We start from the raw sequence: 19,181 nt of genomic DNA, 5'->3' as shown, positions 1-19,181 counted from the left end.
GCAGATAGAATAGGATCGATCGCTTTTCGCTCTGGGAAATATTCGCTATGACGATCGCCAAACCCGCCCTTAGCTTACCGGATCACACCCAATTGCCAGAGTCCGATGGTACGTTCGTGAAAAACTTCCAGGAACATCCTCAGAGCATTTTGCTCACTACATCGATTCAACCGATTCTAGAAGCGCTGCACCCCGATGGACAGTTTGCGATCGGGCAAGATTGCGGGATTTACTGGCAACTGACTGACCCACCAGAGCGAGGAGCCGAAGCCCCTGACTGGTTTTATGTGCCAAATGTGCCGCCCCTAATCAATGGGCAGTGGCGACGGTCTTATGTGATGTGGAAAGAAATTATTGCGCCGTTGATTGCGATCGAATTTGTCTCTGGTGATGGGACAGAGGAACGAGATTATACGTCTCCGTTTAGCAGCGAGTCCGCTAAGGCTGGAAAGTTTTGGGTGTATGAGCAAGCGATCCACATTCCGTTTTATGCCATTTATGAAGTGCAGCGGGCTTCTGTAGAAGTGTACGAACTGATTGCGAATCGCTACCAGAGATGCCAACCGAATGAGCGGGGACATTACTTGATCGCTCCACTGGGCGTGGAGTTGGGCATCTGGGAAGGGCGATATGGCAATATGACTTCCCCCTGGTTGCGCTGGTGGGATAGTGAGGGCAATTTGCTGCTGTCCCCAGATGAACGGGCAGAGCAAGAACGGGAACGGGCAGAGCAAGAACGGGAACGTCGAGAACAGCTAGAAGCATTTTTGCGATCGCAAGGTTTCGATCCGAATCAGTTGCCCGGATCTTGAGATGCGATCGCGCTTTCGCTTATCGCTGCATTTGTTCCTGTAATAGTTGTTGCGCTCTCGGTTTGTATAGGAGATAGAACAACGATTCGACGTATCTCAATAAATCCTCGCGATTCTCCTGAGAAGTGTAGTTCCAGAAACCGTAGATTTTTGCCAGCGACAACAGTCGAGTTGTGTGAATCTTCCAGGTGTAAGTGCTGTAGACACGATCGATACCTTTGCGAGAAATTTCATTCCAATAGTTCGGATCGCGATCGCATTGCTCCAAAAATTTCAGAATCACGTCTGCAACTTCTTCGTGATCGGTTGGATTGATGTAGAAACCGTTGACTTTATCTTGGATGATTTCGAGTGGACCTCCGAATCGAGTCGCAAAGGTTGGCAGTCCGGTGAGCATCGACTCGAGAATGGTCAATCCAAACGCTTCAAACAAGGCAGGCTGCACGAAAATGCCTTGTCGATCGGCGATCACTCGATAGACTTCTCCGGTGTCGCCTTTTGGCAGTCGCACACCAAGCCAGCGAATTTTGCCTTTGAGATTGTATCGATCGATAATTTCGTAGAGTTTCTCAATCTCACTAATCTCCTCATAGTCATCGGAATCGTCAACTCGAATCTTTCCAGCCACCAAGATTAAATTACAGCGAGATTGAAGCGCTTCGCTTTTTCCGTACGCTTCTGCAAGTCCGGTGAGATTTTTAATACGATCGAGCCTCGCCATCGAGAACAAAGGGCGCTTCGTTGGATCGTCGAGTGTGCCGAAGATGGAATCTGGATCTTCATCGGTGAATAAGAGATTTTCTAGGCGTTGTCGATCGTTCAATAATCGTTCTTCGGTTTGATTAAAGGGGAAATAAACCGCTTCATTTACACCCGGAGGAACGACATTAAATTTAGGGCTAAACAACTCGATTCCATTAACAACATGATATAAATTGGGCATCGTGAAGGACTTATAAGATTCATATTGTCCAACGCTTTCTGGCGTTCCTACAATTTCCTGATAGGTGCTGCTGATAATGAAATTTGCAGCGTTCATCGCGATCAAATCTGCTGTAAATTGCAGTGAGAAGTGGTATTTTTCTTCGGATTCTTGCCAGTAAAGATTACTAAATAGGTATTTCGATTTTTCAAGAGCGTGAGCAATAATGCAATATGTAACTTTCAAACGTCTTGAAAGTAGAAATGCTACGAGATTTCCGTCTGTGTAATTTCCGATGATTAAATCAGGTCTGCCTTGAAACTCGGCTCGAAGTTCGTGTTCGGCATCGATCGAGAATGTCTCCAAATAGGACCAAATTTCAAATCGTGAAATCCAATTCTGAGTCAAATTTAGATTAAATTCACGGAATGGAACTCGTAAAATCCAGGCATCTGTTGTTCCATAAATTTTCTCAAGTCTCTGATTGCAAAGCGTTCCATCACTATTTGGAATCAGTCTCGTTAAAACAATGACTTTCGGACTTATATTTAATCCAGACAGCCGAATGTCTTCCTGCAATTGTTTCTCTAAACTTTTGACCTGATCCAGAATGTAAACAATTTGTCCGCCTGTATCAGGTCTGCCTAACACTCCCTCTTGTCCAAACCATCCATGCGGCGAAATAATTGCCACTCGGAAAATCATCGGAATTCGAGAAACAAACGCTTCTAAAATTTGGTGATCGGGCAAATCGATTAATTGATCTAAAATTTCTAGCGTTTCTCTGACTCGTGCGGTTGTATTTCCCCAACCCGGTTCAAATCCAAGATTTTGCAGATCAAATCGAAATGATTCAAAAGATTCATTCGGATCTCGATCGCTTAAAAATCCCAGCGCTTGTTTTACGCGATCGCTCAATTCTTTCGGTGATCGAATTCGTCCATTAATTAATAGCTGCACCCCATTATATTGATGCAATTGCAGAAATTGAAACAGTGTTTCCTGTCCTTTTCCTGAATCTTGAAAAAATCGGCTCGACAAATAGCGATTCAAATAATCTACGCCTTTTCCAATATTTTTCGGGTCGCGCAGAACAGGCGAGTAATCATAAAACGACGCAAAATCAATTTCAAATACATCACCATCTTGAGGATGATAGTGATTTACAAAGCGATCGCGAATATCTAGCAATTCTTGAATCGTAATCGGCTCGATCGTCAAATCTTCCAACAGACGATACGCCTCTTGTCGCGCAATGGTCGGACGAATTACTAAATATAAACTTTGATCTTCGACGATAATTTCTTGCACATATCTAATTAGTTTTTCCAATCGAAATGAATCTTGTTTGTTGTATTGCTGCGCGAACTCTTCAAACAGTTGCAAAATCTCATTTCTGAGAAAATACTGTTTACCATCCGATCGCAACACACTTGCAAAATTGCGTAAATCGGACTTTTCATCGCTATCTAGAACTGCTTGAATTAGGTCTGACATCTCCGCTCCTCGTAATATTGGTCAGAAAATCGCCATCACACCCTAATGAAAAAAACTTGGGGATCGCGTCTGTCGATCGAAACAATGTTGCAAACCGCCCAATGAGTGAATATGATCTATCCGTTGCAGCCCCCAGTGAAGGCATGACTTCTGATACTTCTGTCTCGTCCGTTTCGAACGATTCGACTCCAACCACCCCGGAACCCGTCTCCAGCCCCGATATCGAAGCGAACTTACTCGATCTCCCCCCGCTCGAAACACCCGATGTACCGAAGACTGCGATCGAGGATCTCCAAGTCCGCCTCAAATCCAAAGAGGGAGTCCTACATCTGATCTTACCGCCCGAATCGGAGGCAACTTCTAAAGTGGCACTAGCATGGGGAGAACTTTGGCAGCAACTGAAACAGCTTTTAGCCGGACGCGAACGGCAATGGCAACCGAATACGATCGTGCATCTAAACTCAGACGATCGCTTACTCGACACGCGGCAACTTAGCGCGATCGCTGAAGCCCTTACCGATGTCCAACTGCAACTCAAATCCGTCCACACTCGTCGCCGCCAAACTGCGGTCGTCGCGGCAACAGCGGGCTATTCAGTCGAGCAAATCACAGCGGCTGATCCGTTAGTGGTGAAGCAGGAAGCTGCAACCGCAATGGAGGAGCCGCTCTACATTCAGATGACTTTACGATCGGGCACTGAAATTCGCCACAACGGAACCGTGCTTGTAATGGGCGATCTGAATCCGGGAAGTACGATCATCGCAGAAGGCGACATTCTCGTTTGGGGTCGGCTGCGGGGAGTGGCACACGCGGGGTGTAAGGGCAATGCGAAATGTTTGATTATGGCGCTGCAATTGGAGCCGACCCAGATTCGGATTGCGGATTATGTAGCGCGTGCCCCAGAAACGCCGCCTGCACAATATTTTCCAGAAGTGGCGTATGTGTCACCGCAAGGCAGTATTCGGATCGCGAGAGCAGCAGATTTTGTCATCCGGAGAGAGGATTAGATCGTATTTTTCAGAATTAAGAACCCCTCTGGAATGAGTCTTAGAGGATGTTTGAAAAGTTGTCGATCGTTGCCATATCCCGCCCTGAAATGGAATTTCGGGCTAATCGACGAAAGTCCTTTGAAAAGGACTAAGAATCTCAAGTTGGCTCCGAGTCTACTTCAGTAGACTTTCCACGATTAGCCCGAAATTCATTTCAGGGCGGCAGGCAATCGAAGCGAAAAGACTCTCTTATCCTCAATTTGAAATTCGTCACGATCGTTCATATCTGCCGTAAAGCTTTGTAGCTCAGAACGAATGCGAATTGTTGCCTGCGCTATGCTAGTGGGCGATCGACCCCGGAATTTAGAGAATTTTCTTTATCTCGTTTCCAAATCGTGCTAGATTCTGAACGCTTCAAATTCCGAATTCTGATATCCTATAAAACCTGTAATTAGGATATTCCGTTCATCTCCAAGGCGGATTTTTATTAATGGCGCGTATCATCGTTATCACTTCGGGAAAAGGTGGAGTCGGCAAAACCACCACGACCGCAAACCTCGGTATGGCACTGGCAAAACGGCGGCGTAAAGTTGCTGTGATTGATGCTGACTTTGGATTGAGAAATTTAGACTTATTATTAGGGCTAGAAAATCGCGTGGTCTACACCGCGGTTGAAGTTTTAGCCGGACAATGCAGGTTAGAACAAGCTTTAGTCAAAGATAAGCGATTCCAAAATTTGGTCTTACTTCCTGCGGCGCAAAATCGCACTAAAGAAGCCGTCACTCCGGATCAAATGCGACAATTGGTAAATGCCTTGTCACGAGTGTATGAGTACATCTTGATCGATTGTCCGGCAGGGATTGAGATGGGCTTTCAAAATGCGATCGCTGCCGCACGAGAAGCAATCATCGTCACGACCCCCGAAATTGCAGCGGTTCGAGATGGCGATCGGGTCATCGGACTGCTCGAAGCGAACAACATTAAACGGATTAATCTGATTGTGAATCGGATTCGACCGAATATGGTGCAAGCGAACGATATGATGTCGGTCGAAGATGTGCAAGAAATCCTGGCGGTTCAACTGCTCGGAGTAGTTCCGGACGATGAGAAAGTGATTGTTTCGACGAATAAAGGCGAACCGCTGGTATTATCAGAAACACCCTCGCTGGCGGCAACGGCTTTCGATAACATTGTGCGCCGTTTGGAAGGAGAACGGGTACCCTTAATGAACTTAGAACCGCCAAAAGAAGGGTTCTTTGCTCGATTGTTTGGTCGATTTTCAGGTAAGAATTAAATTCATTTCACTGTTTGCATCTGTTGCTCATGATCACCGAATTTCTCGATCGCTTATTTTCTCGAACTGTGGACAATAGCCGCACGGATGTTAAACGTCGGCTCAAGTTGGTCTTGGCACACGATCGAGCAGATTTACCGCCCCATATGGTTGAGGAGTTGCGAAAGGAAATTCTCGATGTGGTGTCGCGCTATGTGGAACTCGATGAAGGGATGGAGTTTTCGCTGGAAAATCATCAGCGATCGACTTCTTTGATCGCCAATCTTCCGATTCGACGAATTCGGACAATGACGGATGATAAGCCTGCGGAAGATGGGATTCAGCTTGATTTAACCCTGACCGAAGCCGTTTTAACCGAAGATCCGCCCAAGACTGAACCCGCTAAGCCTGCACCACCGAAGAATGAATCGAATTACGGGTAAAACAAAGCTGCTGGGTGTGATTGGTGATCCGATCGAACATTCCTTGTCTCCGATCATGCACAATGCGGCGATCGCTCAAATGCAAATCGATTTCGCGTATGTTCCGTTTCACATTCGACCTGAAGATTTAAACACTGCGATCGCGGGTTTTCGTGCGATCGATCTCCGAGGCTTCAGCGTTACGATTCCGCACAAACAAACGATCATGCCGCTCTTATCTGAGATTACCGATGTGGCAAGAGCGATCGGAGCCGTGAATACCGTTTGGAACAGCGATCGCGGTTGGTGTGGCACGAATACGGATATTGTTGGATTTATGGCACCGATTAGAGAGCGAGATTGGAAATCCTCGATCGCGCTTATTCTTGGAAATGGTGGAGCCGCGAGAGCCGTTGTAGCAGGTTGCAATCAGTTAGGATTTGCAGAAATTCATGTAGTCGGACGCAATGCTGAGAAGATCCAGGAATTTGCTCGATCTTGGTCACTCGATTCGCTGTCAGTTCACACTTGGGAGCAACTCTCTGAGTTTCTGCCTCGTGCGGATTTGGTGGTCAATACTACGCCAATCGGAATGTCACCCAACTCCGATCAATCCCCTTTAACTGAAGAGCAAGCGAATCTGATCAAACCTAATGCGATCGCTTACGACTTGATTTATGTGCCAAATCCGACGAAATTTTTACAACAGGCACAACAGCGGGAAATTGAAGCGATCGACGGTTTAGAAATGCTCGTCCAACAAGGCGCGGCAGCTTTGGAAATTTGGACAGAGCAGACTGTTCCTGATGTGGTGATGCGGAGATCGTTACGAGTTCATCTTGGCTTCGAGTAGAACGATCGAACTGTGCTCCAAACAAACGGAATGATCAGTGCGGTTATCCAGAAGTAATAACCGCTCCCTAGGTGCTGTAGCTTCATTTTATTAATCAATGCCTCATCAGCGGGTAGGGTCTGGTGAAAGAGCCAAATCGTATTCGTGATGCCGACGACAAGAGCGAGGGCACTAAACGCGATCGCGATTCGCTGATGTTGCATCCAAACAAACAAAAGACTCAGAAAGTAGGGCGGATTAGCAAACCAACCAAATTGACTGAAAAAGATTCCTAACCAAGCTGTAAGCAACACACTGATTCCGTGCTGAACTTCAGGCGAAGTATAGCCCGAAGATTCCGAGCGGATAAAGTAAAAGACAGGGTTAGCAAGAGAAATCGCATACAGAAATAAACTGACAAAGACAACAGCAGTTTTCATGACGATTTAGAGTGCGATCGATAATAGTTTAGATGCTCTACAAGTTCACCGAGACAAACTCCGCTTTTGATTGCGCTTCATTTTTTCGGAGTTAATTTCTGCATCAAAACCGTATGCCGTGATACCGAACTTGCTAGGCTGATAGTACCTTTTCTGGAGGTCGCGATGTCTTCTCTATTAGCGGATGCCTCACAACGATTGCAGCAAGCTTTGAAATATACGACCCTTTCCGAAGATGCGATCGAGTCTCTAAAATACGCGAAAGCTTCCTTATCTGTTGCAATTCCAGTCCGGATGGATGATGGTTCGCTGAAAGTGTTTCAAGGCTATCGAGTGCGCTACGACGATTCGCGTGGAGCAGGCAAAGGAGGTGTCAGGTATCATCCTAATGTCACTCTAGATGAAGTGCAATCGTTAGCATTTTGGATGACGTTTAAGTGTGCTGCGTTAAACTTACCGTTTGGAGGAGCTAAGGGCGGTATTGCAGTCAATCCGAAAGCTTTATCAAAGTTGGAATTGGAGCGATTGAGTCGGGGGTATATTGACGCGATCGCAGATTTCATCGGACCAGATACCGACATTCTCGCGCCAGATGTTTACACGAATGCGATGGTGATGGGCTGGATGATGGATCAGTACAGCATCATTCGACGGCAGAACACACCGGGAGTCGTAACTGGAAAGCCGATCGCAATGGGCGGGAGTTTGGGACGAGATACCGCGACTGCAATGGGTGCACTGTTTGTGATTGAGGCAATGTTACCGAAGTTTGACCGGAAGCCGCAAGATACTACAGTTGCTGTTCAAGGGTTTGGAAATGCGGGAGCTACGATCGCAGAATTGCTCTACCGGGCGGGCTATAAAGTGGTTGCGGTGAGCGACTCTAAAGGGGCAATCTATTCTGAAGCTGGATTAGACATTCCGAGTATCCGACAGCATAAGAATTCGACTCGTGAAATTCAAGCGGTGTACTGTGAAGGGAGTGTTTGTAATCTTGCAGACCACGATCGCATGACCAACGAAGAACTATTAGAACTCGATGTTGATATTCTGCTCCCTGCTGCCTTAGAAAATCAGATCACTGAGACCAATGCAAACAACATTCGAGCGAAGCTCATCTTTGAACTTGCAAATGGTCCGATTACATCTAGTGCAGATGCAATTTTAGAGGACAAAGGCATCTATGTGTTCCCAGATATTCTCGTGAATGCGGGCGGTGTTACGGTGAGCTACTTTGAATGGGTACAGAACCGGAATGGATTGTACTGGACATTAGGAGAAGTCAATCAATCACTACAGCGGAAAATGGTCGAGGAAGCTGAGCGAATTTGGTCGATCGCGCAAGAACTTTCAATCTCAATTCGAACGGCGGCTTATGTTCACGCACTGCAACGATTAGGAGAAGCGATTGATGCCAAAGGCACCCGCAATTACTACACCAGTCGTTGAAGACAACTTTTCATCTAATTGGCTCGATCGCCCCCTTTCGCGATCGCAAAAATTTGAGCCGCTCTCGGTGATACTACATATCGCCAGTGCCACGGTTCATTACTCACGCCTTGCCAGTTATTTTTCGGAAACGATTGCTCAAAACCGAACTGATAAGCGTTCGCATTCAACCATTGATAAGCTTTCGTTTGCTCAAAGCTGTACTTTAAATCTGTGTCGGGCTGTTGTTGGTCGGCAATATCGATCGCGTATCCGGTGTGATGTTCACTGTGTCCCGGTGGTGCACTCAATCGCGCCGCCGCTTCCGCACTTCCGCGCCGTTCAATTTGTCGCGCAAATAGAATTTTTTGATCCGCGATCGTCCGAAATCCCGAAATCGGCATCAAGCTCACACCCTGAGATTGTGCCAGTGCTACCATTTGTTTGAACGCTTCCGCTGCTTCAAGATCCAGTGATTCTGGTCGCTCATAAGAGCCACGAACATATTTTCCAAACGTGATCAATCGAGCCGGATCATCTTCTTGATAAGGCAAATGACCGTAGAGCGTTTTCACCACAGGAGCAGGCTTCTCGACGGGTGTAGGTTTGACGATCGGGTCTGTTGGAGCAACAGAAGGAGACACGGTTGCAGCAGGAATCGTGGGTTTTGGAGTCGTTAGGGTCGGAGCGGGAGAGGCAGCGACCGGAGACGGGACTTGAGTGACTGCGTTTTCTTCGGGTTGCATCACCCAGCCGATCGCAATCACGATCGCAGCGGTCGCGATCGCGATTCCAAGATTGCGGAGTTGAGCAAGACTGATCTGAACTTTCATGATTGCTCGGTGATCAACGTCCTCAGTCTACCTTAACTAATTGGGCTGCAATCCATCCGTCTGCACCGGACTTGGGGAAGTAAACCTTGTACCAGGTGTAGCCGCCCGCATCTTGAGCCGTTTCCAGAATTCGGACGCGATCGCCGGGATATGCCATGTGGAGGGTGGAAAATTTCGTTCCGGGTCCACTGCGAATGTTCTTGCTGCCTGCCTCACCCACTAAGATGGCGTTTGTGTCATCAGTTTTAGGAGGATTTGGGTTCTGTGGCGGATCAGGCTGAGCGATCGGATCGAGCTTCAATAACTGACTTGCAACCCATCCCGTCACACCCGACTTCGCAAATCGCACAGAGTACCAGCGGTAGCCACCTGAATCAAGCGCACTATCGGAGATGAAAACGCGATCGCCGGATCGGGCTGTGTAGGTGACGGGATTGTTCGTTCCTGCACCAGAGCGAACATTGGTTGAACTATCTTTGTCGATGATTGAGGCGTTGCTATCTCCGTTCTGGTTGCCTTCTGAAGCAGAGGGAACCTGGGGTTGTTGGGGTTTAGCGGGAGCCGGATCAGGGGCGGTTGGTTGTGGATTGTTGTTTAGAGGTTGAGCCGGTGTCTCTTTGAGTTGCGTGGTGGGAGGACTGACAGATGGAGTGGGACTGGTGGACGGGGTAGGATTCGATGCGATCGTCGTTCCTGGAAGTTGCGATCGCAGCATGAAAGCTCCTCCTAAAATGCTCAAGCCGATGATGCACCCGATCATGACAGAGCGTTTCCACTCTCCAGATGGAGCGGCGGCGACTGAAACAGGTTGAGAATTTTGAGTCGGTATAGATGCGATCGCTTGAGTGTGAATGTCTGAGGGAGCAGGAATCGGAGGCGGAGTAATCGGAGGAGCAACCGTGGGGGGAATCGTTGCGGCAACCGATGAAGCTTGAAGTGCAGAGAGCATTTCTACTGCGGTGGCAAATCTCAGATGAGCACTCATCTGCACCGATTTATTAATGATGGCTGCAAATTCTGACGTGATCGAGGGGGCGTATTGTTGCCAGCTTAGTTCTCCGTTCATCGGGTTGGTATCAAGCTGTTGGGGAATTCTGCCAGTGAGAAGATAGATTGCAGTCATTCCTAAACTATAGATGTCACTGGCAAACACGGGGCGACCTGCTAACTGTTCCGCAGGCATATAACCGGGTGTGCCCACGACGATCGAGTTTGTACTATTGCCCTGACTATTGACGATCGTGCTCATCGATTCTTTCACGGCTCCGAAGTCGATCAAGACAGGCTGACTGTCTCGCCGCCGTAAAATGACGTTATCAGGCTTGATATCGCGGTGAACGATTTGCTGACGATGTACATACGCGATCGTCGGTAAGAGCTTCATCAGAATCGATCGCACTGTCGCTTCTGACTGGATGCCTTCGTTTTGAACTTTCTGAGCTAAGGTATCTCCTTCGACCCATTCTTCAACGAGGTAGAACTGCTCATCTTCGGAAAAGTAAGCGTAGAGTTGGGGAATTTGATCATGACCATCACCCAAACGCTCTAGGATTGCTGCTTCGCGCTGAAACCGATCTTTAACGATTTGATGAATTTGAGGATTATCGTGAATCGGTTTGAGTTGTTTGACGACGCAACGGCGATTTGAGGGAATTTGCGTATCTTCGACTAAAAACGTTTTACCAAAACCACCGTCGCCTAGAAGACCGAGGACTTTGTAACGATGGCTGAGCAGGCTAGAGGGTGTTTGGTTAATCATTTCAATGCAATGGTTAAGAGCAGGAGAATAGATAGCGTAGGGGAAGCTACACGATTCGATGCACTCATTTCCGATCGATCAGTGAATTTTGGGGACACGATCGCTGTTTCTATTGTCGCGATGTCTGATGAAGTCCCTGCTACTCTTCAGATTTTCTCAACGATCGTACTGTAAAAATTTGTTGCTTACGTTTCTCGCTCGACTAGAATCACGTTTTCAGTGACTTTCTCGAAAGTATCGTCATGGCTAATCACGAACAATTGACGGAACGATTTAATATTACCGATCGCTTCTGCTAAACTTTCTCGTCTCGGTCGATCCATGTTCGTCGTCGGCTCATCAAAAAATGCAATGTTAATGTCTGCTAGAACTTTCAATAATGCTAACCGAACTGCTAACGCAGCACACATCTGTTCACCACCAGAGAGATTAATAAACCTGCGAGAATGTGCTTCTTCTTGCACCACGATTTCATAGTCTCGTGTCCACTGTAGGGCAACATTCGGACGATTGATTAGTTCACGGAATAAGCGATCGGCTTCATAAGAAATGGTTTGAACATAGCGTTCAGTGATTCTTGGTGCCGCTTCTTTGTAGGACTTCCGCGCAAATTTGATAAATCGATCGGTTTTCTGTTTTTGTTTCAGTTGCGTTTGAGCTTCGGATCGATTCTGTTGAGTCACTTGTAGCTTAGCCAGTCTAGTTTCGCATTCATCTAGACGCTGCTTCTCGATCGGGAGTGTTGTACTGAGCGAAATCTTTTGGCGATTGGCTTCTTGATAGTCTGTGTTAATTCGTTTTACTTCTTCTGGATCATAGGTTTCTTCGAGTTGCGCTTTTTGATTAGTGAATGATTTGAGTTGGTCTTGATAGTGTTCTAATTGTGCGATCGCTTCTTCGAGTTGAGCTTTGCGCTCTTTGTAGCTGTTGGCAGATTTCTGATGTTCGAGATAGATTTGATAGTCCGATCGATCGCGATCGCGTAAATTCTGTTGTTCTTGAATCTGCTCTGCTAAATTCTCGAATGCTTGCAAATCGGAGTCAATCTTGGTAATTGCCGCTTGAGCAGTATCAAATTCAGTTTGCAATAGGGCGCGTTCAGTCTCAAGACTAGAGAGATTCTTTAGGTCGCGGGCGAGATAACGACTGCGATCGCGGGGATTTTCTAAACCTGTTAACTGTTCTGTGATTTTGTTTAACTGTGCTTGTAGTTCCGGTTCTGCAATCAGTTGGGATTGATGTTCAGCGATCAGCGATCGTAGTTCTACAACTTCAGCATCAAGCTTTTCTTCTTGATCAAATTTAGCCTCTAGTCCGCGATACTGAGCTTCGTGGTCTCGATAGAGTTTAAGCTGGTTCTGAGTTTCTTTGAGCGATTGTTTTAAGCGATCGACAACTGTTTGCTGAGATAAATCATCCAGAATACCTTGAAGGTCTTGCATCAGATGACGGTTAAACTTTGAACTATTTTCGAGTGCGGTTAGGACTGCTTCAATTCGGGGTTGCCAAATCGGTGTGGCTTGCAACTCTTTTAGGGTGGCGGTTGCCGCTTGTACTTGTTGAGTCTGGATGTCTCCACGCTTTTGAGCCTGCAACATGATCTGCCGCAAGTCCGCCTCAAATTGGGTAGCAGCTTCAATGCGGCTGAGTTGTTGCTGGTAGCGTTGCTGTTGTTCTTCGAGTTGGGGAATTTGTTTGACGATCGCGCCTAATCCTTCTAAGCGCTCGATCTCATCGCTCAGTTGTCTTTGACTAGCTTGAAGTTGTGCAAGTCGTTTTTCGTCGCGTTGAAGGGTTTGTTTCCAGCTTTGACAAGTTTGAAGTTGTTCGCTTAGCTGTTTTTGTTTTTGCTCAAGTTCAGATTGTTGTTCGATCAGCGGTTCTAACTGTTTTAGGTCGGCTTCAAGCTGCGATCGACGTTCTTCTTTTTGCGCGAGTACTGCAATTTTCGATTCACACGCACCGAGAGCATTCGCACGTTTTGCACGATCGCGCATCAGTTGTTCTTGTTGCGATCGACTTTGATCGAATTCTCGAAGGGCTTGTTCTGCTTGTAAGTAAGCTTGATAACTATCACGCCGCTCTGTGCAAATTTTGACAGATTTCTCAGCCGCTTCTAGTTCAGTTTTGAGACGTTCGACGTTCAGTTCTTCAGAACGAATTCGACTCGAAATCGATTCGAGATTGGTTGTTAGTTGAAGAACTTGAGAAGCAATTGCCGTGTACTTTTCTTGATCAGATTTTAGTCGATCGTATTGTTCTTCCCATTGCTTCAGATCGGTTTGAATCTGCTGGATTGTCCTGCTCAGGGTTTGCTTCTGTTGGCTCAGGTCGTCCCATTCCAGGAGCAGTTCATCATACTGTTGAATGTCACGTTCTAGCTTCTCAGATTGAGCTTTGGCAAATTTTTCTAAGTCGCCTAACTCTTTGTAAACCTTCTTGTACTCTTCGACTTTCAGAATCGGGTCAAAAACTTTCTTTCGCTCTTCGGCAGTTCCGAGAAAATCTACAGTGAATGTTCCTTGTGGAACTCCGATCGTATTGCGAAACAATTGAGATAAGTTCGTTCCCGCTGGTACTCCCAAATGTTCGCGCAACCAAGGAAGCACATCTTCTTTTTTGGTGTAGCTTAGCTTTTCGCCGAGTTCTGGATCGTAGATCGTATAGCTCGATCGAGTACAGCGATTAATATCATACGTCCGCTGATCTCGACTCGAAATAAAGCTCACCCGCACTTGAGCACTATTGGCACCGTTGCGAATCAAATCTTCTTTGGTGTACGCGCCCGAATAGTCAAACAACACCCACGCGATCGCTTCAAGAATGCTCGTTTTTCCGGCTCCATTCTCACCACAAATCGCATTCGTCCCCGGTTGAAACGAAAAAGCGCGATCGCGATGAAACTTGAAGTTGGTCAGGCTAACCGAGAGAATTTCCATACTGTTGATTTTACGGCAGATCAGATGTTCTGATCCACAATCGGGAATGGAATCGATTTTAACGTCGATCCGGGCATTCGAGAATTAATTTCGATCGCATAAAAGTTCATCCTAAACACTTTCACCCCTGAAAATTCACGGTTCAAACACGATTGTAGTGAATCGCTGAAAATCATACAGAAAAAGCATCCGGAGACAACCGAGAATTCTAGGAACATGAAAGAATAAAAGCTAGGCGACCTGAGTGAGTGAATTCCGATGTACGACCTCGCAAATTTCACAAAAGACGATATGCGGCACTGTGCGATCAAACTCCGCAATATGGATGAGCGATCGCACAGTATGGAAGAAACAGCGAATCGAATGGTGCGCTACCTGTATGAGAATTTGATCGATCCCCGCACTGGGCAAAGTGCTTGTGCATTAGTGCGATTCTTCAAAACTCATCCATATGGCGATCTCAGTCTAGAGCTACAAGAATCAGCACAGGCGATTTTGAAAGGTCGATCGATTATCAGAGCGACCAAATGTTTAACGCTACTCGCCACCGCAGGCGATGAAAAATACTGGAACGATCGACGAGATTCCACCGGGCATCAAGCGATTCCTCTGATCGATGAGGATTTCGTTTATCGCGCTCCAATGATTTTGCAACTGATTCAACAGTTCGGCTTAGAAATCAGCGCGGTCGTTGACACCGCCCCTACGCTAATTACGAAAGTCTCGCATAAAGCCTTCAATGTGTTTTATGTCCCGGAGGCGGTCGGAAGCCCTCACATTCCCGCTCAAGCTCAATTTGTCGTGCCTTATAAGATCCAATCGGTTTTAGGATTTGGCGGTATGTTGCCTTCTGGCAATTTATTTGCGGTGATTTTGTTTAGCAAGGTGCCAATTTCGCTTGCCACCGCAGGACATTTCCGATGGATTTCGGCTTATGTGCGGATCGCCGTGGAATCATCCGATCGCAATGTTTTTCCTCCCGCCCTCGCTCCGATGCTCAGATGATCATCGTTGAGCGAGTTGCGGGGCACGTCCTGTTAAACCTGACATGACGCGAAAGACGATCGATCGGATTGGCTGAATGTTCTGCAAAAACCACAAGCTGAAGCGGCGAAGCTGCACGATCGGGAAAATCTGATTTGAAAAAGTTCGATTTAGTAAATCGGTAATGCTCAAGATGATCAGATTTTCCCACTGTCGCCAGCGTTCATATCGTTTTAGCACCCGCACACTCGCAATATCCTCGCCGCGCTCCTTTGCGGTTTGAAGGACTTGCGCCAATGCGGCAGCATCTCGAATTCCCATATTGATGCCTTGACCGCCCAACGGATGACAACTATGTGCCGCATCTCCGATCAACGCTAACTGCGATCGAACATATTCACGACTGTGCATCAATTGGATGGGAAAAAGATAGCGATCGCCTTCGATTTCCGGTGTCCCAAAATGAGCACCGTATCGCTGTTTGAAGGCTGCAACAAATTCGCGATCGTCCATTGCTAACAATTCTTTCGCTTCTGAGTGTGAAGCCGTCCAAACAATCCGACAACGATTATCCGGCAGGGGCAAAATTCCAGAGGGTCCGGTATGCCAGAACCACTCATAAGCGGTGTTGTTGTGGGGGACTTCGAGCTTCATCGTCGCCACCACACAAGCTTGCCAATATTGCCAGCCGAAGGTTTTGATTCCCGCTTGTTGACGCAGCGGAGAGCGCGATCCATCCGCAGCGACAACTAACCGCGATCGAATTTGTTTGACTTCTCCATCCAGCAGCACATCGAGCACTACATCATCGGTGTGATACTCCGTTTTAATGACTTTTGCAGGACAGAGCAGATCCACATTCGCGCAAGTTTGCAACTGTTCCTGAAGCGCAGAAATCAATACCCGATGTTCTGCCACATAGCCCAATGTTTCCGTTCCGATATCCGGTGGTGCAAACTGAACAGCGGTGGAGTGATTCGCATCGGAAAGGCGAACTTTCTTATAAGTTTCGACTTGAGAGCGGATTTGCTGCCAGACATCCATTCCTGCAAAAATCCGACTTGATAACAGCGAGATCGAATAAGCCTGAGAACGAGAAACCGCCTGTGATTTGAGTTCAGCTTCAATGAGTGCGACTCGAAATCCAGAGTCTTTTAGAGCACAGGCGAACGTCGTTCCGACCACACCGCCGCCCACGATCGCGATATCGTATTCAGAAATTCTCGGCTCCGGGAATTGCATAGCTGTCAAGCGATACGAAACTTTACGTCTATTCTCGCGTAAATTTCTGATCCGAGCAATCAGAGTATATGTTTCGCCCGCTGAGTTTATGAGGGAAATTCCGCCAATGTGCTGATTTGCGAGGGGTTTAGCGATCTTAAGTTCACCCAGTTGGGTGAGCGGTTTGGATGAAGCGGGTGAGATCAGTCTCACTCTATTCTAAGAATCGAATAGAGCACAGACACCCCGAAGGACAATGGATGGGGGCATCCAGAGATCCTACGGGGCTTTTTTTATGCGATCGCTGCCATCATCAGTTCTTCTGCAATATCAAAATTCGCGGTCGCATTTTGAACATCATCGAGCGAATCGAGTGCGTCCATGAGTTTCAGAAGCGATCGGGCGTGATCAGGATCAATGACTTCGATCGTATTTTGCGGAATCCAGCGCAGTTCAACCTGAGAAACGGTATAGCCCTGATCTTTGAGGCTTTGACTCAGATTTTCTAAGTTCTCAACGGTGGTAAAAATTTCTGCGGCTTGTCCGTCTTCGGTTTCGATCAATTCGTACGAATCGGCTCCCCCTTCGAGGCAGGCTTCGAGGAGGCTCTCTTCGTCGATCGAGATTTCTTCGATTTTGCGTCCCCGTTTCTGGGGTGCGAAGGACAACTCTACAATGCCCCGCTGCTCGAACATCCAGCCGACGCAGCCTGTTTCTCCTAAATTCCCGCCGTTCTTACTAAAGGCTTCTCTGAGGTCGGCAGCCGTCCGATTTCGGTTGTCGGTGAGGGCTTCGATTAAAACAGCAACGCCGCCCGCTCCGTAGCCTTCATATTGAATCGATTCAAGTGGGGCATCAGTGCCGAGTTTGCCCGCACCTTTGGCGATCGCACGATCGATGTTTTCGTTGGGGATGCCTGCGGCTTTGGCTTTCTCGATCGCGGTTCTAAGCTGAAAGTTTCCTGCCGGGTCAGGAACGCCATTTCGAGCCGCAACAATGATTTCACGGGAAACTTTGGTGAAAACGTTCGCTCGTTTTGCGTCTACTCTCGCTTTTTGGCGTTTAATGTTCGCCCATTTACTATGTCCTGCCATACCTACAAGTCGTAACGAGTGCGATTAATAGGATATCGAAAAAGTTAAGATTTGCCTCCGGTAAAGGTGACTCCCTGAATGAAATAGCGATTGAAAAAGGCGTAAATCACAAGTGCGGGAAGCGTGAACACCATCGAAGCCGCCATGATGTAGTTCCAGAACGTTACGTATTGACCTTTGAAGGCATTTAAGCCGATCGGTAACGTGAACATTTCAGGATTCGACATCACAACAAGCGGCAATAGAAACTCATTCCACGAACTCATAAAAATAAAAATTGTTTGAGCTGCTAGAGCAGGTTTTGCTAACGGTAGAACAATTTGAAAAAAAGTTTCAAATCGATTTAGCCCATCAAGTTGTGCGGCTTCTTCTAATTCTTTTGGAAAGTTGATGAAAAACTGCCGCATCATGAAAATGAAGGTGGCATTTACCATTGTTGGAACAATTAATCCTTGATAAGAATTCAGCCAGCCTAATGATCTAAGAATCAGAAATCTAGGTAGTAATGTGATTTGAGCAGGGACAACGAGAACTGCCAGAATTAAGAAGAATAGTAAACTACTTCCAGGAAATCGAATTCGAGCCAGCGCGTATCCTGCCATTGAGTTGAATAAGAGATTGAAAAGGGTGACGAAAACTGCCACGATCGCACTATTCAGCAACCATCTGCCAAACAGCGGTTCTTGTAAGAAAATCTGCCGATAATTCTCAAGCGTGAATTCTTGAGGAATAAAGTTTGTACCGCTGGCTGAGATTTCAGAAAGTGGTTTGAATGAGGCAGAAAGCGCCCAGAGAAACGGGATAAAAGTGACGATCGCATAAAGGGTCAATCCTCCATACATCAACCAAATCCACCAGCGAAAATTCTGTGTTTTTAGCATTAATCTAAGCTCTCTTCTTTAAAGAAATACCGTTGAATCAACGTTGCGATCATAATCGTGAGGGCAAGAATTAGGGTAAGCGCGAGTGCATATCCCATATCCAAGCGATTGAACGCATATTGATAAATCAAAAGTACGATCGTTAATGTTGAGTTATCCGGTCCACCTGATCCATTCGAGAAAATGTAGGATTGATCAAACAATTGGAACGTGCCGATAATCCCGATCGTAATTACGAAGAAAGTAACAGGTTTTAGAAACGGCAATGTAATACACCAGAACTTTTCCCAAGTCGTTGCCCCATCAATTGAAGCCGCTTCGTACAAGCTTTCTGGAATATCTTGCAGTGCAGCTAAATAAATCACCATGAATAAAGGTGCGGTTGCCCAAATATTCATCAGCATGATTCCTTTCAGTGCAACTTCTGGATCACCGAGCCAATTGTAAGTTGGTAATCCTAAAAAGCTCAGAAAATTATTCAATAACCCGTTCGAGTTATAAATCCACATAAAAATCAGAGTAAGCACCGCTGAAGAGGTCACAGTAGGCAAAAAGAATGCAACTCGAAACCAACTTCTGCCGCGAATTTTAGCATTCAGTAATAAGGCAAGAAGTAGCGCAAGAATCGTTTGACAGGGCACAACAATCAGGACATATTGAATCGTATTCTGTAGCGCGATCCAAACTCGTTCATCGTCTTGAATTCGGATAAAGTTGCGTAATCCAGCAAAGCGAAAATCAACTTCTCCGAGGAGTTGAACGCGATAAAAGGCAAGGACGATCGCACAAATAATAGGCAATACAAGAAACGCACCTAGAATCACGATCGCAGGTGTCATAAAAGCGTAACCGGAT

The 19,181-nt window shown here is 46.7% G+C and carries 16 protein-coding genes; 7 read left to right on the top strand and 9 right to left on the bottom strand.

The window, feature by feature from the left end; translation table 11 throughout:
• Positions 1–47: 47 nt before the first annotated feature.
• Positions 48–812, top strand: a complete 765-nt coding sequence (locus NIES2104_RS18460; RefSeq protein WP_058999738.1) for a Uma2 family endonuclease — start codon at positions 48–50, stop codon at positions 810–812.
• 19 nt (positions 813–831) lie between these two features.
• On the opposite strand, the gene NIES2104_RS18455 is transcribed toward NIES2104_RS18460, so the two are convergent.
• Positions 832–3,231, bottom strand: coding sequence for a sucrose synthase (locus NIES2104_RS18455; RefSeq protein WP_058999737.1), 2,400 nt, complete (start codon positions 3,229–3,231; stop codon positions 832–834).
• Between the two features lie 101 nt (positions 3,232–3,332).
• On the opposite strand from NIES2104_RS18455, the gene minC reads away from it, so the two are divergent.
• The 4 genes from minC to NIES2104_RS18435 all read left to right on the top strand — a co-directional run bounded on the left by minC (position 3,333) and on the right by NIES2104_RS18435 (position 6,768).
• Positions 3,333–4,238 carry a septum site-determining protein MinC gene (gene minC / locus NIES2104_RS18450; protein ID WP_225895261.1) on the top strand — a complete coding sequence of 302 codons (906 nt, stop codon included), beginning with the start codon at positions 3,333–3,335 and terminating at the stop codon, positions 4,236–4,238.
• Positions 4,239–4,710: 472 nt separating this feature from the next.
• On the top strand, positions 4,711–5,514 hold the full coding sequence (minD, locus tag NIES2104_RS18445) for a septum site-determining protein MinD (RefSeq protein ID WP_058999736.1): 804 nt from the start codon (positions 4,711–4,713) through the stop codon (positions 5,512–5,514).
• 29 nt (positions 5,515–5,543) lie between these two features.
• On the top strand, positions 5,544–5,936 hold the full coding sequence (gene minE / locus NIES2104_RS18440) for a cell division topological specificity factor MinE (RefSeq protein ID WP_058999735.1): 393 nt from the start codon (positions 5,544–5,546) through the stop codon (positions 5,934–5,936).
• Entirely contained in the window at positions 5,917–6,768 is an 852-nt protein-coding gene (locus NIES2104_RS18435; RefSeq protein ID WP_058999734.1) for a shikimate dehydrogenase, read from the top strand. The genes minE and NIES2104_RS18435 overlap by 20 nt, the downstream gene beginning before the upstream one ends.
• Here the strand turns inward: NIES2104_RS18435 and NIES2104_RS18430 are convergent.
• Positions 6,750–7,187, bottom strand: coding sequence for a hypothetical protein (locus tag NIES2104_RS18430; protein ID WP_058999733.1), 438 nt, complete (start codon positions 7,185–7,187; stop codon positions 6,750–6,752). The two genes, NIES2104_RS18435 and NIES2104_RS18430, sit on opposite strands and share 19 nt — an antisense overlap.
• 165 nt (positions 7,188–7,352) lie before the next feature.
• Between NIES2104_RS18430 and NIES2104_RS18425 the strand changes: the two genes are divergently transcribed.
• Entirely contained in the window at positions 7,353–8,636 is a 1,284-nt protein-coding gene (locus tag NIES2104_RS18425; RefSeq protein WP_058999732.1) for a Glu/Leu/Phe/Val dehydrogenase, read from the top strand.
• A gap of 14 nt (positions 8,637–8,650) precedes the next feature.
• Here the strand turns inward: NIES2104_RS18425 and NIES2104_RS30915 are convergent, their stop codons facing one another.
• The 3 genes from NIES2104_RS30915 to NIES2104_RS18410 all read right to left on the bottom strand — a co-directional run bounded on the left by NIES2104_RS30915 (position 8,651) and on the right by NIES2104_RS18410 (position 14,146).
• On the bottom strand, positions 8,651–9,448 hold the full coding sequence (locus NIES2104_RS30915) for a D-alanyl-D-alanine carboxypeptidase family protein (protein WP_072218098.1): 798 nt from the start codon (positions 9,446–9,448) through the stop codon (positions 8,651–8,653).
• A gap of 22 nt (positions 9,449–9,470) precedes the next feature.
• Entirely contained in the window at positions 9,471–11,207 is a 1,737-nt protein-coding gene (locus NIES2104_RS18415) for a serine/threonine protein kinase (RefSeq protein WP_058999731.1), read from the bottom strand.
• 185 nt (positions 11,208–11,392) lie between these two features.
• Positions 11,393–14,146: an AAA family ATPase gene (locus tag NIES2104_RS18410; RefSeq protein ID WP_058999730.1), complete on the bottom strand. Its 2,754-nt coding sequence runs from the start codon at positions 14,144–14,146 to the stop codon at positions 11,393–11,395.
• 258 nt (positions 14,147–14,404) lie between these two features.
• Between NIES2104_RS18410 and NIES2104_RS18405 the strand changes: the two genes are divergently transcribed.
• The gene (locus NIES2104_RS18405; protein ID WP_058999729.1) at positions 14,405–15,151 is read left to right on the top strand and encodes a hypothetical protein; all 747 of its coding nucleotides are present in this window, start codon (positions 14,405–14,407) and stop codon (positions 15,149–15,151) included.
• On the opposite strand, the gene NIES2104_RS18400 is transcribed toward NIES2104_RS18405, so the two are convergent.
• The 4 genes from NIES2104_RS18400 to NIES2104_RS18385 form a co-directional block, all read right to left on the bottom strand.
• Positions 15,152–16,372 (bottom strand): FAD-dependent hydroxylase, encoded by a 1,221-nt coding sequence (locus NIES2104_RS18400; protein WP_059001874.1) that lies wholly within the window; start codon positions 16,370–16,372, stop codon positions 15,152–15,154.
• Between the two features lie 272 nt (positions 16,373–16,644).
• Positions 16,645–17,445 carry a YebC/PmpR family DNA-binding transcriptional regulator gene (locus NIES2104_RS18395; protein WP_058999728.1) on the bottom strand — a complete coding sequence of 267 codons (801 nt, stop codon included), beginning with the start codon at positions 17,443–17,445 and terminating at the stop codon, positions 16,645–16,647.
• 44 nt (positions 17,446–17,489) lie between these two features.
• Positions 17,490–18,326, bottom strand: a complete 837-nt coding sequence (locus NIES2104_RS18390) for a carbohydrate ABC transporter permease (protein WP_058999727.1) — start codon at positions 18,324–18,326, stop codon at positions 17,490–17,492.
• Positions 18,326–19,165, bottom strand: a complete 840-nt coding sequence (locus tag NIES2104_RS18385) for a carbohydrate ABC transporter permease (protein ID WP_082690133.1) — start codon at positions 19,163–19,165, stop codon at positions 18,326–18,328. Before NIES2104_RS18385 ends, NIES2104_RS18390 begins: the two co-directional genes overlap by 1 nt.
• Between the last annotated feature and the right edge of the window lie 16 nt (positions 19,166–19,181).

The sequence above is a fragment of the Leptolyngbya sp. NIES-2104 genome (genome assembly GCF_001485215.1).
Lineage (GTDB): Bacteria > Cyanobacteriota > Cyanobacteriia > Leptolyngbyales > Leptolyngbyaceae > Leptolyngbya.
Note: the sequence above shows the minus strand (reverse complement) of the source record. Positions and strands in the feature narration are given on the sequence as shown.

What these genes read in the sequence shown, in the direction of transcription:
- NIES2104_RS18460 (WP_058999738.1), top strand. Translation starts at nt 48, where the DNA reads ATGACGATCGCCAAACCCGCCCTTAGCTTACCGGATCACACCCAATTG.
- NIES2104_RS18455 (WP_058999737.1), bottom strand. Translation starts at nt 3,231, where the DNA reads ATGTCAGACCTAATTCAAGCAGTTCTAGATAGCGATGAAAAGTCCGAT.
- minC (WP_225895261.1), top strand. Translation starts at nt 3,333, where the DNA reads ATGAGTGAATATGATCTATCCGTTGCAGCCCCCAGTGAAGGCATGACT.
- minD (WP_058999736.1), top strand. Translation starts at nt 4,711, where the DNA reads ATGGCGCGTATCATCGTTATCACTTCGGGAAAAGGTGGAGTCGGCAAA.
- minE (WP_058999735.1), top strand. Translation starts at nt 5,544, where the DNA reads ATGATCACCGAATTTCTCGATCGCTTATTTTCTCGAACTGTGGACAAT.
- NIES2104_RS18435 (WP_058999734.1), top strand. Translation starts at nt 5,917, where the DNA reads ATGAATCGAATTACGGGTAAAACAAAGCTGCTGGGTGTGATTGGTGAT.
- NIES2104_RS18430 (WP_058999733.1), bottom strand. Translation starts at nt 7,187, where the DNA reads ATGAAAACTGCTGTTGTCTTTGTCAGTTTATTTCTGTATGCGATTTCT.
- NIES2104_RS18425 (WP_058999732.1), top strand. Translation starts at nt 7,353, where the DNA reads ATGTCTTCTCTATTAGCGGATGCCTCACAACGATTGCAGCAAGCTTTG.
- NIES2104_RS30915 (WP_072218098.1), bottom strand. Translation starts at nt 9,448, where the DNA reads ATGAAAGTTCAGATCAGTCTTGCTCAACTCCGCAATCTTGGAATCGCG.
- NIES2104_RS18415 (WP_058999731.1), bottom strand. Translation starts at nt 11,207, where the DNA reads ATGATTAACCAAACACCCTCTAGCCTGCTCAGCCATCGTTACAAAGTC.
- NIES2104_RS18410 (WP_058999730.1), bottom strand. Translation starts at nt 14,146, where the DNA reads ATGGAAATTCTCTCGGTTAGCCTGACCAACTTCAAGTTTCATCGCGAT.
- NIES2104_RS18405 (WP_058999729.1), top strand. Translation starts at nt 14,405, where the DNA reads ATGTACGACCTCGCAAATTTCACAAAAGACGATATGCGGCACTGTGCG.
- NIES2104_RS18400 (WP_059001874.1), bottom strand. Translation starts at nt 16,372, where the DNA reads ATGCAATTCCCGGAGCCGAGAATTTCTGAATACGATATCGCGATCGTG.
- NIES2104_RS18395 (WP_058999728.1), bottom strand. Translation starts at nt 17,445, where the DNA reads ATGGCAGGACATAGTAAATGGGCGAACATTAAACGCCAAAAAGCGAGA.
- NIES2104_RS18390 (WP_058999727.1), bottom strand. Translation starts at nt 18,326, where the DNA reads ATGCTAAAAACACAGAATTTTCGCTGGTGGATTTGGTTGATGTATGGA.
- NIES2104_RS18385 (WP_082690133.1), bottom strand. Translation starts at nt 19,165, where the DNA reads ATGACACCTGCGATCGTGATTCTAGGTGCGTTTCTTGTATTGCCTATT.